Origin of the sequence: Corynebacterium sp. KPL2734, from assembly GCF_040225595.1 — a bacterium.
Classification (GTDB): Bacteria; Actinomycetota; Actinomycetes; order Mycobacteriales; family Mycobacteriaceae; genus Corynebacterium; species Corynebacterium rhinophilum.
The window spans coordinates 20,429-33,738 of record NZ_JBEHFO010000019.1; the positions used below are offsets into that span (position 1 = coordinate 20,429).

12 protein-coding genes and 1 tRNA gene are annotated in these 13,310 nt (G+C 62.6%); 4 read left to right on the forward strand and 9 right to left on the reverse strand.

What is annotated here, in order from left to right; genetic code table 11:
* Positions 1–52 precede the first annotated feature (52 nt).
* Together ABRP88_RS09955 and ABRP88_RS09960 are read right to left on the reverse strand one after the other, a co-directional pair.
* A tRNA-Thr gene (locus ABRP88_RS09955) sits at positions 53–128 on the reverse strand.
* 141 nt (positions 129–269) lie between these two features.
* Entirely contained in the window at positions 270–1,469 is a 1,200-nt protein-coding gene (locus tag ABRP88_RS09960) for a DNA polymerase III subunit delta' (protein ID WP_349837101.1), read from the reverse strand.
* Between the two features lie 37 nt (positions 1,470–1,506).
* Between ABRP88_RS09960 and ABRP88_RS09965 the strand changes: the two genes are divergently transcribed.
* Positions 1,507–3,039, forward strand: a complete 1,533-nt coding sequence (locus tag ABRP88_RS09965; protein WP_284853970.1) for an adenylate/guanylate cyclase domain-containing protein — start codon at positions 1,507–1,509, stop codon at positions 3,037–3,039.
* Positions 3,039–4,247: a DUF418 domain-containing protein gene (locus ABRP88_RS09970; protein ID WP_349837102.1), complete on the forward strand. Its 1,209-nt coding sequence runs from the start codon at positions 3,039–3,041 to the stop codon at positions 4,245–4,247. Before ABRP88_RS09965 ends, ABRP88_RS09970 begins: the two co-directional genes overlap by 1 nt.
* On the opposite strand, the gene ABRP88_RS09975 is transcribed toward ABRP88_RS09970, so the two are convergent.
* Positions 4,240–4,977 carry a hypothetical protein gene (locus ABRP88_RS09975; protein ID WP_349837103.1) on the reverse strand — a complete coding sequence of 246 codons (738 nt, stop codon included), beginning with the start codon at positions 4,975–4,977 and terminating at the stop codon, positions 4,240–4,242. The genes ABRP88_RS09970 and ABRP88_RS09975 overlap by 8 nt on opposite strands.
* A gap of 26 nt (positions 4,978–5,003) precedes the next feature.
* Entirely contained in the window at positions 5,004–8,015 is a 3,012-nt protein-coding gene (gene topA / locus ABRP88_RS09980) for a type I DNA topoisomerase (RefSeq protein ID WP_349837104.1), read from the reverse strand.
* A gap of 246 nt (positions 8,016–8,261) precedes the next feature.
* Between topA and ABRP88_RS09985 the strand changes: the two genes are divergently transcribed.
* On the forward strand, positions 8,262–8,891 hold the full coding sequence (locus tag ABRP88_RS09985) for a DedA family protein (protein ID WP_284783204.1): 630 nt from the start codon (positions 8,262–8,264) through the stop codon (positions 8,889–8,891).
* Positions 8,892–8,914: 23 nt separating this feature from the next.
* Here ABRP88_RS09985 and ABRP88_RS09990 read toward each other — a convergent pair whose 3' ends face one another.
* A complete protein-coding gene (locus ABRP88_RS09990; RefSeq protein ID WP_005276524.1) occupies positions 8,915–9,118 on the reverse strand; it encodes a cold-shock protein in 204 nt (67 codons plus the stop codon).
* A 181-nt stretch (positions 9,119–9,299) separates the two neighbouring features.
* Between ABRP88_RS09990 and ABRP88_RS09995 the strand changes: the two genes are divergently transcribed.
* The gene (locus ABRP88_RS09995) at positions 9,300–11,672 is read left to right on the forward strand and encodes a DEAD/DEAH box helicase (RefSeq protein ID WP_349837105.1); all 2,373 of its coding nucleotides are present in this window, start codon (positions 9,300–9,302) and stop codon (positions 11,670–11,672) included.
* Here the strand turns inward: ABRP88_RS09995 and ABRP88_RS10000 are convergent.
* The 4 genes from ABRP88_RS10000 to ABRP88_RS10015 all read right to left on the reverse strand — a co-directional run bounded on the left by ABRP88_RS10000 (position 11,669) and on the right by ABRP88_RS10015 (position 13,226).
* Entirely contained in the window at positions 11,669–11,992 is a 324-nt protein-coding gene (locus ABRP88_RS10000) for an Rv3654c family TadE-like protein (RefSeq protein WP_349837106.1), read from the reverse strand. The two genes, ABRP88_RS09995 and ABRP88_RS10000, sit on opposite strands and share 4 nt — an antisense overlap.
* Positions 11,985–12,299 (reverse strand): hypothetical protein, encoded by a 315-nt coding sequence (locus tag ABRP88_RS10005; RefSeq protein ID WP_005276517.1) that lies wholly within the window; start codon positions 12,297–12,299, stop codon positions 11,985–11,987. Before ABRP88_RS10005 ends, ABRP88_RS10000 begins: the two co-directional genes overlap by 8 nt.
* A gap of 33 nt (positions 12,300–12,332) precedes the next feature.
* Entirely contained in the window at positions 12,333–12,536 is a 204-nt protein-coding gene (locus ABRP88_RS10010) for a DUF4244 domain-containing protein (protein ID WP_005276515.1), read from the reverse strand.
* A 66-nt stretch (positions 12,537–12,602) separates the two neighbouring features.
* Positions 12,603–13,226: a type II secretion system F family protein gene (locus ABRP88_RS10015; protein ID WP_349837107.1), complete on the reverse strand. Its 624-nt coding sequence runs from the start codon at positions 13,224–13,226 to the stop codon at positions 12,603–12,605.
* Between the last annotated feature and the right edge of the window lie 84 nt (positions 13,227–13,310).

A 13,310-nucleotide genomic window follows, 5' to 3' on the forward strand; every position in this document is an offset into this window, starting at 1 on the left:
GCTTCTATTGAAGGAGAGTTTATATTAAGGAAGAACCCCGCACATATAAAAATGGAGCCGCCTGCGAGAATCGAACTCGCGACCTTTTCATTACGAGTGAAATGCTCTACCGACTGAGCTAAGGCGGCACGCTGTTTAAGCAGCACTGGCGATTCTATCGCAGGGGTGGCGCGGAAAAGAAATCGGGGCTCAGGCCTGGTTTTTGGCGGGCCGGTGTTAAACTCCGGCCCGATACTAGCGACGGTCCCGGTACTAGACAGCCCCCAGCGCTAAAGGCAGGCCCGCCGCAGCCTGCCCACCAAGCCGTCGAAGGCAATCTGCGTACCTACGTTCTGGGTCAGCTGCTCGCGGCAATAAGAAATGGCGGACTGGCACTCCAAGAGGCCCTCCTCGCTCACCCGCTGCGCCAGCTCGCCAGATAGCCCCGCGAAATCCGGGTGGGTCATCTCCACCTGCGCGCCCACCTTTGTCATCAGCGCGTCGCGGTAAATTCCGGAGAGATCGACGAGCACTAGGTCGAGGTTATCGATAACCCGTCGCTTCGCCCGCTTCTTGTGCTGTTCTTGTAAGTCCTTGATGGCGGAGCGGGCATCGCGCTGCGCCTTCGCCGCGCCCTTGCCCTTCGCGCCCACGCCAAAGGTATTTTCCAGCTTGGCCAGCTCCGCTTCTTCTTCCTCCTTGTGCGATTCCTTCGCGTCCGCATCCACTAGCTTGAGAAGCGAAGTCACCGCCTGAAAGCCCTGGGATTCGTGGAAGATGTCTTCCGCCAGGTTGATGGCCACTGCCCGGCGTTTTTGCACCGTCGGATCCGCCACCAGGTGGCGGGCCCTGCCCACGTGGCGCAGGGAGGTGACGGCGGCGAGGCGGGCATCGTGATCCGAGGCGCCTTCGCTCACCAACTGCGCAACGATATTTTCCACCGACGGCGAGGGGATGTACAGGTACCGGCAGCGCGAGCGGAGGGTCTGGGAGAAGTCCTCGGGGGCATCGGAAGGCGCGCACATGATAATCACGGTGCGCTCCGGTGGCTCCTCCACCGTCTTGAGCAGCGCGTTGGCGCCGTTATTGTTGAGTCGATCCGCGTTATTAAAGATCACGACGCGCCATGGGGCGACCGTGGGCAGGCTCGCGGCGCGCCCGATGACCTCGCGCACCGTATCCACCGGGATGATGACCTCCTGCGGGTCCACCAAGACCAGGTCCGTGTGCTGCTTGGTGCCTAGCACGGCGCGGCAGGCCTCGCATTTTCCGCAGCCCGGTTCCTCCGGATCCGTGCACATGAGCGCGGCCGCGAAATCGATTGCGGCCAAGGATCGCCCGGAACCGGGCGGGCCGGTAAAGAGCCAGGAATGGCTCATCGCCCGCGGATCTGCCCCCGGCATCCCCCGCGCCGCCCGCGCGGCACCCAAGATAGTGCGGGCCACACCTGGGGTATCTGCCAATCGTTGCGCAACGCTTCCCGTATTCACTCGCTCTAGCCTACTGGTCTTACTACAGTAAGTAGTTATGAACAGACTATTGCGTGGCGCTCGTTGGCTTATGGGAACCCAATGGCCGGTATACGCTGCCTTGGTCTTGGGCGCCAATATCATCGGCGCCATCGCGATCATGACCTTCATCCTCTATTTCCTGCCCATGCCGGAAATTGACGACTTTGCCGCCGAGCTGCCCAACCTGAAGGGAGTGGCGGCGGTCTACCTCATCTTTGCCGTCATCATCGGCATCGCCGCTACCCTGCTGCTCTTCCGCCCCGTGCTGGACTGGCAGCGTAATCCCGATGCGCACGATCCAAATATGGTGCGCACCCTCGTACTGCGCATCCCTGTGTACCAATCCCTGGTCGCGGCCGCGGTCTGGCTCATCGGCATTATCCTGACGGTGGTTATCTCCAGCGGGCAGTCCGGGCGTCTCGGACTCGTCGTGGGGGTCTCCACCACCCTCGCGGGCCTGGTGGTCATCATCTTGACCTACCTGCAGGCCGAGCGCCTCGTGCGGCCCGTCGCCGCGCAGGCCGTCGCCCGCCGCTTTGAAGATTCCACCGTCGAACCGCCCATCAAGTATCGCCTCTTTTCCACCTGGCTGATGACCTCCGGGGTGCCACTACTCGGCATCGTGCTGGTGCTATTGGGGCAGCACACTGGGCTCTTTTCTGGCGATGCCAGCGAGATCATCCCGGCCATCGTGGCGCTCGCGCTTACCGCCCTGGCCACCGGGTTTATCGGCACCAGCTTCGCCATCATGAGCGTGGTCGATCCCATCGTGGAATTGCAGGATGCGATTAACCGCGTGCGCCGCGGCGAGTCCGATGCCGAGGTCGATATCTACGATGGTTCCGAGCTCGGCGTCCTGCAGGCCGGTTTCAATGAGATGATGCGCGGGCTGCGCGAGCGCCAGCGCGTTCGCGATATCTTCGGCCGCTACGTGGGCACCGAGGTAGCTCAGCGCGCCCTTGAAGAGCGCCCCGAATTGGGCGGCGAGGACCGCAAAGTCGCGGTGCTGTTTATCGATGTCATCGGTTCCACCACCTTCGCGGTCAACCACTCCCCCGAAGAAGTGGTCACGGAGCTCAATAAATTCTTCGAGCACGTCGTGACGGTGGTGCACCGCAATAAGGGCATCATCAATAAATTCCAGGGCGATGCCGCCCTCGCCGTCTTTGGTGCGCCGCTCAACGTGTACGACTCGACTTCGATGGCGCTGCAGGCCGCCCGCGAGCTGCGCGGCGAATTGCGCGGGCTCGAGCTGCAGGCCGGCATCGGCGTCGCCTCCGGCCACGTGGTGGCAGGCCACATCGGCGGCGCGGATCGCTTCGAGTACACCGTCATCGGCGATGCCGTTAACGAGGCCGCGCGCCTGACCGAAATGGCCAAGGACACCCCCGGCCAGGTCCTGACCAACGCCGCCACCCTAAAGACCGCCAACGAGGCCGAGCAGGCCCGCTGGACCGTCATGAAATCCATTGAGCTGCGCGGGCGCCGCCGCATGACCCAGTTGGCGCGCCCCATCCGCGCCAGCCTGGCAGAAAGGTGCGAAATCTAATGGCAAGCACCCGCCTCATCGTGCCCGATGCGGCGCGCGGAATGGCGCTTTTAGGAATCGCGATAGCGAATATGACCGCCGCGTGGATCATCACCGAGGACCGGCCGGGCGCGTATTTCGGCGGCATCCTCGATGACAGCCTGCTCGATAAAATCGCCGTCGTCTTCGGTGCTTTCTTCGTGCACAACCGCGGCCTGCCCATGTTTTCTACCCTGCTGGGCTTCGGCGTGGGGCTTATTGCGATGAGCCTGTGGCGGCGGGGATTTCCGCTGGTAGAAGCGAGGAAGGTCATCGCCAAGCGCTATGGCTTCCTCGCGCTTTTAGGCGCGGTGCACATGGTGCTGCTGTTTTGGGGCGATATCATGTTTGTCTACGGCATAGCGGGCATAGTCATTGCCCTGCTGCTCACGCTGCATAATTCTACGCTGCGCAAGATTTCTAATATCGCGCTCGGGGTGCTGACGGTGCTCAGCATCGCCGCGTTTATTTTCTCCGCGGTTGACGGCGGGCTCGATATCCCCGTCGATGCCATTGGCACGGTAAATTCCTACGGTGACCTGCTACTGAGCCAGCTTCTCACCCTGGGAGCGCAGATCATCTCCGCCCCGCTCATCGTGCTGATGTACCTGCCAGTCATGCTGGTGGGCTTTGTGTGGGCGCGCGAGGGCGTGCTTGCCGATGTCCCCTCTCACCGCCCCCAACTCCTGCGCTGGGTGGCCATCGCCGCGGCCGTAACGATGGGCATTGGCACGCTGTGGTCCTTGGGCACCCTCGGGGTCATCGATCAACGATGGGCGAACGCCGCCAGTAGCGCCAATTCCACCCTCGGCGTGCTGACCGGGCCGGGAATCCTCGCCGGGCTCGCCCTAATCTTACAGCCCGTGCAAGAACGCCTAGCCGCCGGCGCCTCCGTGCCCGCGCTCTTGTGGCCCTTCGTCGCGCTGGGAAAGCGCTCTATGAGCGGTTATGTGGGTCAGTCGATGCTGTTTTTCCTGCTCGTGCACCCCTTCACGCTGGACTTCGGCCATGAGCTAGGCGCCTTTGGTCAGGCCGGGCTCGCCTGCGGCGTATGGCTGGTGACCGTAATCGGCGCCTGCGTGCTCGAAGCGCTGGGCCTGCGCGGGCCCTTCGAGGCGGTGCACCGCCGGTTGTCTTATGGACCGAGCATGCAGCCGGAGCGGAGCTTGCCTAGGCAGGGCCTTACCTAGACAGGGCATCGACTAGCAGGAAGTGCCCGAGGGCAAAGGCACCAGCCTCCGCCGCGCCCACCACCCGGGCCGCCTTCGAGGGCTTGGCATGTTTCTTGTCCTTCTGAGACCCGGCTGCTGCTATTCGCGCTCGCAGCGCAGTCAGGCCTTCCGCCGCGACCAAGAGATTGGCGCCGTGGCTCAAGCCCTTCGTCGCATCAGTACGCAGGCGCGGATCGCCCGCCAGCGCCGAGGTGGTCAGCACCGCCGCGCCGCCCACCGCTACCGCGGTCCGAGTGGGCTGCTTGCGCGTGGCGACGAGCGCCGCCGCCCACGCCATGGCGCGCAGGCCCCAACCGCGGGCATCGTTGCGCGCGCCGCGCCGATAAAGCACCCACGAATACGCCGCGTGGCTAGCGGTAACGCCTGCCACCCCAAGGAGGGAGGGGCGGTGCAAGCGGCGCGACTTTTCCACCTGGCCCACCGCGCCGGCCAGCAGTGCGGGGCTCAGGGTGGGGTTTTGCGCCTCCGCCGCCAAAAGGGGCAAAAGCGGCGCGCTCGTGACGGCGTGGGCCTTCTTCCAACCAAAAAGGCGGGACCATACCGTGGATTCGCCTAGCGACAAGTACGCGAAACGCCGCCAACCCCGCGGCGTGCGTCGGGCTGAGTCGGTGACATCGGCAAAGGTTTCAGACACCGCACGGGTCAAGGCCGCGGCGCCTTCCTCGGTGCGGGCAAGAAAATCATTCATGCCCGCCACCTTACTAACTTCTGCGCTTATTTCTTCCGCGAGCCGGCCTTAACCACGTTCTTCGTGCCAGGCGAAGGCTTCGAGCTGGATTTCTTAGCCGCCTTCTTCGTGCCCTTCTTAGTGGCCTTCTTGCTGGACTTCTTGGTTGCCTTCTTCGTCGATTTCTTGGTCGACTTCTTCGTGCTCTTCTTAGAAGACTTCTTCGTGGACTTCTTCTTCGTCTCCCCAGAGGCCTCTTTGGCGCGGCGCTCGGAGAGGAGCTCGTTGGCGCGGGCATCGGTAAGCTGCTCCGGATCGTCGCCGCGGCGCAGGGACGCATTGGTGGTGCCGTCCGTGACGTACGGGCCGAAGCGGCCATCCTTAACTGTCATAGGCTTGCCCGAGACGTCATTATCGCCGAGCTGCTTCAGCGGCGGCTGTGCGGCCGCGCGGCCCCGGCGCTTCGGCTCCGCATAAATGCGGCGGGCCTCATCCAAGGTGATGCTAAAGATCTGCTCTTCCTTAGCCAGCGAGCGCGAATCCGATCCCTTCCTCAGGTAGGGGCCGTAGCGGCCGTTTTGGGCAGTGATCATCTCCCCGTCGTCCACGCCCACCTCGCGCGGCAGGGACAGCAGCTCAAGGGCCTGTTCCAGCGTGACGGTCAGCGGTTCCATCGAGCTAAAGAGCGAGGCCGTACCCGGCTTCAGCTTCTCATCAATGTAGTCATTGATGCGCTTTTCCTTCTGCTTCGCGGCCGTCTTGGTCTCCCAATTCTTGGCGCGCTTGCCTTCCTCGGCGCGCTGCTTATCCTCTTCTGCGCGCTCCTTGGCGACGATCTCCAAGGCCTCCGCCTCAGCCTTCTCCCGCTCATCATCGCGGACGACCTCGGTGACATAGGGACCAAAGCGGCCTTCCTTCGCCACCACCATGCGCCCGTTTTCGGGATTCTCGCCCAGCTGGCGCCCGCCCTGCGAGGTGGCAAAGAGCTTTTCCGCCAGCTGTTCATTCAGCCCATCCGGGGTGACGGTTTCTGAGAGGTTGGCGCGCTGGTATTCCACGCTGCCGTCCTCATTGGTGCCGATCGCGCGCTCGATATAAGGCCCGTAGCGGCCGACGCGTACGAAGACCTCGCGGCCCTCAGAATCGGTATAGAGCTTCAGCGAGTTGACCTTGCGGGCATCGATGGCCTCGAGGTTGACATCGATAAGCGATTTCAGCCCGCCGTGACGTGCGATGGAGGCCGCCTTGTGCTCGTTGGCCTCAGCGTTGCCAAAGTAAAAGCCGTTGAGCCAGTCCGTGCCATCCTCCGTGCCGGTGGCAATCGAGTCCAGCTCATCTTCCATGGACGAGGTGAAGTCATAATCCACTAACTCGGTGAAGTTTTCCTCCAAGAGGCCCACGACGGCAAAAGCCACCCACGAAGGAACCAGGGCGTTGCCGCGCGAGACCACGTAGCCGCGGTCCTGGATGGTCTTGATGATGGAGGCATACGTCGACGGGCGCCCGATACCCAAGTCCTCCATCTTTTTCACCAGGCTGGCCTCTGTATAGCGCGCCGGAGGGTTGGTGGAGTGGCCTTCTGCCGAGACTTCTTCGGCCTTCAGATCGCGGCCTTCCTCCAAGTGCGGCAGGCGGTTTTCGCTCTTCTTGCTCGTATCCTCGTCGGCGCCGTAAGCCTTCAAAAAGCCCGGGAAGGTAATGGTGCGACCGGTTGCAGAGAACTCGACGTCATAGGTGCCGTTATCCGTGGTCGCGGTGCCAGCGACCGCCACCTTCATGGAGGTGCCCTTAGCATCGGCCATCTGCGAGGCCACGGTGCGCTTCCAAATCAGGTCATAGAGCTTAAATTCCTCCGCATCCAGCTGGCTAGACAGCTGGCCCGGGGTGGCAAAGGACTCACCGGCCGGGCGGATAGCCTCGTGCGCCTCCTGCGAGTTCTTCACGCGGCGGTCATAGACGCGCGGCGAATCCGAGACGTATTCTTCGCCATAAATGCTGGTCGCGGAGCTACGCGCGGCGTTCAAGCCCTGCTGGGACAGCGAAGAGGAGTCCGTACGCATATACGTAATGTGGCCGTTTTCGTAGAGGCGCTGCGCAATGCGCATCGTGCGCTCAGAGGTAAAGTGCAGGCGCCGGCCCGCCTCCTGCTGCAGCGTCGAGGTCATAAACGGTGCATAAGGCTTGCGGGTATAAGGCTTGTGCTCTACCCCGGCCACTGTCATGCCCGCGCCCTGCAGGGCCTTTTCCAAGGCTTCTGCCTGCGGCTGGGTGATGACGATGACGTCCTTGGTCTTCACGTTTCCGCGATCGTCGAAATCGCGGCCCAAAGCCACGCGCTTGCCATTGACCGCGGTCAGGCGCGCGTCAAAGGCCGACGGGCCCTCGCCGCTACCGGTGCCGGTGCCCGCGTCCAGGGTGGCGAGCAAATCCCAGTAATCAGCGGAGATAAATGCCATGCGCTCGCGCTCGCGCTCGACGATGACCCGTGTGGCCACCGACTGCACGCGCCCGGCCGAAAGCCGCGGCATGACCTTCTTCCACAACACCGGGGAGACTTCGTAGCCGTAGAGGCGGTCGAGGATGCGGCGGGTTTCTTGGGCATCAATAAGGTCATAGTCCAAGTCGCGGGTGTTTTCCGCCGCCTCCAAGATGGCGGACTTGGTGATCTCATTAAAGACCATGCGGCGCACCGGCACCTTGGGCTTTAAAACCTCCAATAGGTGCCAAGCAATGGCTTCGCCCTCGCGGTCCGGGTCTGTTGCCAGCAAGAGGCTATCGCACTGCTTCAGCTTGGATTTGAGGTCAGCGACCTTTTTCTTTTTATCCGGGCTGACGACGTAGAGCGGGGCGAAATCATCTTCCGGGTTAACACCCAAGCGGGCCCAAGATTCTTTCTTGAACTTCGCCGGCACGTCGGCAGCGCCCCGCGGGAGATCGCGGATATGCCCTACGGAGGCCTCCACGATGTAGTTATCTCCCAGGTACGGCTGGATCTTCTTCGCCTTAGTTGCCGACTCCACAATCACTAAAGTTTTGCCCGGCTCGGCCGCTTCTGCCACTTCGACTTCATCCCTTTCGATGATGCGAACATTAAAATTTGTGCGCTTTCAGCAATCGCCCCTAGCGTACACAGGTGGTTTATACCGTTCTTCGCACCATATACTCGGTAACACCAAAAGGCTTTGTAGGGGGCGCTTCGCACCCCCACCGAACCGGTCTATACTGACCTTTTTAGAAAGTCCAGCAGCTGTGAAAGCATTGTTGGGGACGATAGCACACCCACAACACACCCCGTGGAGGATTAGATGGTTGACACAGTAACGATGTGGATTGAAGCCATCATGGGCACGGAGTGGGTTTATCCAATCGTGGGCCTGCTCATTTTCGGGGACTGTTTCTTTCCAGTGCTCCCCTCTGAAATCCCGCTGAATATGGTCGGCGCTTGGGCCGGTTCGCAGGGATTTCCACACCTGCCCACCATGTTCTTTGTGGCGCTCGTAGCCGCCATGTTGGGTGATAACCTGTGCTTTTTGCTGGGCACGCGGTTTATGCCATTGCTTAACCGCATTCAAAAGGGAACGAAGGCCTACGAGGCCCTCACCTGGGTAAAACGCAATGTACGCCGCGGCGGTGGCGCGGCCATTATCATTGCCCGCTTTATCCCCTCGGCCAGGCTCTTTATGACCATTTTGCTAGGGTCAATGCGCTTTCCCTGGCCGGTCTTCCTCTTCTTCGACACCATTGGCGTGATGCTCTGGGTATTCCAGGCCTTGGCCATTGGTTATGTGGGCGGCATGGCGTTCTCCGATACCCCACTGTTTGCGATGGTTATCAGCATTATCGCCGCCGTATTCATCGGCTTCGGACTACAAAAGGCCCAAAACAGCATCACTGAGTGGTGGGATACCCGCCGCGGCTACGCCGAAACGCCCTAGGGCGCTTAAAACCCTAGAGGGCGTTAGAGAATGGAAACGGCCTGCGCCTGGTCGCCCTTCGGGCCGGATCCAACCTCGAAGCTGACCTTCTGGTTTTCTTCCAAGGTGCGGAAGCCGCTGCCCTGAATTTCGGAGTAGTGCACGAAGATGTCTCCGCCGCCGTCCTCGCGCTCGATGAAGCCGTATCCCTTTTCGGAGTTAAACCACTTAACGGTTCCTTGTGTCATGGTGAACTGAGTTCCTTTTCTTAAAGAGGTAGCGCGCATTGCCGCGCCGGTAGTTATTCGGTAAATGGGTCCTCGAGCAGTACCGTGAAGTATAAAACCGCACCAAGACAACATTGGCCTGTCAACAGTGTGACACGTTCCACGCCAAAGCGATAGATTTAACTCACAAGGGGGTAAAAAATTGTCTCACCCGGCGGGCAACAACCCCATTGGTGAAGAGCTCCTAGATCTCATTCAACGGCGCCTTTCTGAGTCCACCCTGACGTTTCACACCACGCTCCCGGCAAAGCGGGCGCGCTACGCCGAATGGCCAGAGTGGGTGCTGCCGGGGTTGAAGGAGCAGGTGGTAGATGGGGGCATCGGCAAGCTCTATGCGCACCAGGCCGAGCTCGCCGAATGCGCGTGGCAGGGCCGTGACGCAGTAATTTCCACCGGCACCTCGTCCGGAAAGTCTTTGGGCTACCAGCTGCCCATCCTCACCCGGCTGGCAAAGGATCAGACCGCGTGCGCGCTCTACCTCACCCCCACCAAGGCCCTCGGATCGGACCAGCTGCAGTCCGCGCTTGAGCTGTGCCGCGGGATTCCGGAGCTCAAGAACGTGGTGCCCGCACCCTATGACGGCGATACGCCCCAGGAGTCGCGGGCGGGCGTGCGCGAGCATTCGCGCCTGGTGTTTTCCAATCCCGATATGGTGCACATGTCCATGCTGGCCGCGCACGCGCGGTGGGCGCGGGTGCTGCGCCACCTGGAGTTCATCGTCATCGATGAATGCCATTCCTATCGGGGCGTATTCGGCGCCAATGTGGCCCTGGTGGTGCGCCGCCTGCTCCGGCTGTGCCGCCATTATGGATCGCGGCCCACCATCATTTATGCCTCCGCAACCATGAATGATCCGGCGCGGCATGCCGAGCGCCTCACCGGCCGCCCGGCGCACGCGATTACTGAGGATTCCGCCCCCACCGGTGCGCGCACGGTCGCGCTCTGGGAGCCTGGGTTTTTAGAGGGTGCGGAGGGCGAGCACGGCGCCCCCGTGCGACGCGCGGCCACGACTGAGGCCGCCGAGATGATGGCAACCTTCATCGCGGAAGGCGCCCGGACCATGACCTTTGTGCGCTCCCGCCGCTCCGCCGAGGTCGTGGCGATGGTAGCCGCCGAGACCCTCTCCGGCAGTTTGGGCCGGCCGGATTTCGCACAGCGCATCGCCGCCTACCGCGCAGGTTACTTAGCCGAGGACCGCCGCCGGTTGGAGCAGGCGCTTGACGATGCCTCCTTATTAGGCGTTGCCACCACCTCCGCCCTCGAGCTGGGCATCGACGTCGGCGGGCTCGATGCCGTGGTTACCGCCGGGTTTCCGGGCACCGTGGCCAGTTTTTGGCAGCAAGCCGGGCGCGCCGGCCGGCGTGGGCAAGGCTCGCTCGTGGTGCTTGTCGCCCGCGATGAACCCATGGATACCTACCTGGTGCACCACCCCGATGCTCTCTTGGGCAAGCCGGTGGAAGCGAGCGTGTTTAACCCCACGAACCCCTATATCCTCTTTGGCCATATCTACTGCGCGGCGGTGGAAAAGCCGCTGGATGATGCAACCATTGCTGAGTGGGGTGCCAGCGAGGTCATCCACCAGCTTGCGGAGCAAGGCCTCGTGCGCCGCCGCGAGCGCGGGTGGTTTGCCGTGCCCATTCCCGCTTCCAGCGCGGAGGAGCTCTCTCCGGAAACCGCCCACTCAGCGGTATCGCTGCGCGGTGGCTCGGGCGAGGAGGTCATGATCGTGGATGCCTCCGATGGGCGGCTTTTGGGCACCATCGATGCAGCGCGCGCGACCAGCCAGGTCCACCCCGGCGCGGTCTACCTGCACCAGGGCGAAAGCTTTGTCATCGAGGAGCTCCTCCTATCCGATTATGTGGCGCTTGCCCGCCCGGAGACTCCCGAGTATTCGACCACCCCGCGCTCTACCACGGATATCCGCATCGTGCGCGAGGCCGATAACCTGGTCAATTACTCCCCAGGCCTGTGGGTGGCGGACGTGGAGGTCGAGGTCACCGACCGCGTCACCGGCTACCAGGTGCGGCTTGCCGATGGCACCATCGGCGACGATATTCCCCTCGATCTCCCCGAACAGCGGCTGACCACCCGCGCCGTGGCCTATACCATCGACCCGCTGGCGCTTTCTGCGATGGGCATTACCGCCGCCGATATCCCCGGCACCCTGCATGCGGCAGAACACGCCGCCATTGGCCTGTTGCCGCTTATTGCCACCTGTGACCGCTGGGATATCGGGGGCGTATCCACCGCCCTGCACGCGGATACGCAGCTTCCCACCGTCTTTGTCTACGACGGCCACCCCGGCGGTGCCGGGTTTGCCGAAGAAGGATTCCGCCGCTTCCCCGAGTGGATCGCGGCCACCTTTGAGGCGGTGCGCTCCTGCCCCTGCGAGGCCGGGTGCCCATCGTGCGTGCAATCGCCCAAGTGCGGCAACGGCAATAACCCACTAAGCAAGGACGGTGCCATTAAGCTGCTCGGCGCGCTCGTCACCATGACGCAGGAGGCCGCGGTTTAAACAGGGCCCGCCTTGGCCGTGGCGCTCTGGCCGCGCACCGCAGCCACGGCGATGATATCGGGTGCATTGTCGGTGCATTCCTCGAGGCTCGCGCCGTTTTCCCGCGCGGTGCTTTCTGCGGCCGCACACGCATCCTTGCCGGTGGCCAAGGCCCACGCGCCGGCCACGGCGGCAAGGTCCGCGGCTACCTGCGCTTCGTGGCGCGCGGTCACGCGAGACCCCACCGCCGCGATGACCAGCAATAAGCTGATGATGGCGACGATGGTTCCGGTGGCGGCGATGGTGGCGTACCCGTCCTCACCGCGGAGCCTGCTAGTCATTGCCAGCCACCTCCGCGGGAAAGACCGCCTCCGCGCTCATGGTGCCAATGGGAGCATCGACGCTTACCGATGCCCGAATAAGCCCCGCGCTTTCCCGCACGCTCACCCGGGCATCCTCGCGCGCTGGTTGGTACTCGACGCCGATGGCGTGCGACCTAGCCGCCGCGCCCGCCATGTCCACCGCCGCGATATAGGACGCCATCGTCGCGATCGCACCGATGATGCCCGCCGCCACGAGGACGAGGGAGCTTAATGCCAGGGCGGCTTCGATGGTCACGGAACCATCGTCATCGACTACCGTGCGCATGATTCCTCCTTTCTTGTGTTCTAGTGCGCCCGGTTAGCTCGGGGTATTCGACAGCGCATCGGTGATGATTCCCTCGATGGCATCGACCACGCCGCCGCCGTTAATGACCATGTACAGCACGCCGGCAAGTGCCGCAGCCGCAAGCGATCCCATGGCGTATTCAATGGTGCTCATCCCCTCATCGTTGCGGACGAGGGCGCGGGTGAGCTGGGAGTACTTAATAAATAGTGCAGACATAATGGGAAGTCCTTTCTGAAAAGGTGTGATGGTTGAGTAGTTGAATAGAAATGAAAAATGGTGCATCTAGAAAAGCTGCGCGCCCAAGCTGATTACCACGGGCGCGAGGCCTAGAACGATGAATGCTGGCAGGAAGCACACCGCCAGCGGGAGGGCAATGAATACTCCTGCGCGCTCTGCTTTTCCCGTAGCGTGAGCAGATGCTTCGGCGCGCAAAGAAGTACAGATTCGCGTGCATCCGGCGGCTATGGTGGCCCCGGACTGGCCCGATAAGATGACAAGCCCCGCCACGTCCTCTAGTCCCGCATGGCCCTTCATGTGGTCCCATGCAGATTCCGTGGGCACGCCAACTCCCAGGAGCGCGGATACCGTCTCCCACAGGTGCTGGGTATCGGTCTCTGCCGTGCGCGCGACCGCCGTAGCAGCGGCGTGCACCGTCAGGCCCGCACTCAGGCAAGCTGCGAAGAGTTCGATATCCCCGGCCACAAGGAGTGGATCCACGGTGGTAGAGGGCTGGAGTTTGCTCATCAATCCCCCGCGCACTGTTGCGCCATCGCGCTTTCTTGGGCCGGCGCGCGGGGTCTTCGCCGTGTGCTGTGCTGTGTTCTGTGCCGTAGCCGGTCCCAGCCGCCCCTTGGTGGCCGGCAGCCCAACGAGCACGGCCAGCGCCAGGCAGATAAAGGCCATCATGGTGCCGCCTTCCTGATGATGACGCGGGACCAGACAAAGCCGCCGCAGGCAAGCCCCACCCCAATGACCAGCAGGATTCCGCCC

Bases quoted from the DNA above. Each gene is read 5' to 3' on its own strand.
- ABRP88_RS09965 (WP_284853970.1), top strand. From the start codon at position 1,507: ATGAACAGACTATTGCGTGGCGCTCGTTGGCTTATGGGAACCCAATGG.
- ABRP88_RS09970 (WP_349837102.1), top strand. From the start codon at position 3,039: ATGGCAAGCACCCGCCTCATCGTGCCCGATGCGGCGCGCGGAATGGCG.
- ABRP88_RS09975 (WP_349837103.1), bottom strand. From the start codon at position 4,977: ATGAATGATTTTCTTGCCCGCACCGAGGAAGGCGCCGCGGCCTTGACC.
- ABRP88_RS09985 (WP_284783204.1), top strand. From the start codon at position 8,262: ATGGTTGACACAGTAACGATGTGGATTGAAGCCATCATGGGCACGGAG.
- ABRP88_RS09990 (WP_005276524.1), bottom strand. From the start codon at position 9,118: ATGACACAAGGAACCGTTAAGTGGTTTAACTCCGAAAAGGGATACGGC.
- ABRP88_RS10000 (WP_349837106.1), bottom strand. From the start codon at position 11,992: ATGACTAGCAGGCTCCGCGGTGAGGACGGGTACGCCACCATCGCCGCC.
- ABRP88_RS10005 (WP_005276517.1), bottom strand. From the start codon at position 12,299: ATGCGCACGGTAGTCGATGACGATGGTTCCGTGACCATCGAAGCCGCC.
- ABRP88_RS10010 (WP_005276515.1), bottom strand. From the start codon at position 12,536: ATGTCTGCACTATTTATTAAGTACTCCCAGCTCACCCGCGCCCTCGTC.
- ABRP88_RS10015 (WP_349837107.1), bottom strand. From the start codon at position 13,226: ATGATGGCCTTTATCTGCCTGGCGCTGGCCGTGCTCGTTGGGCTGCCG.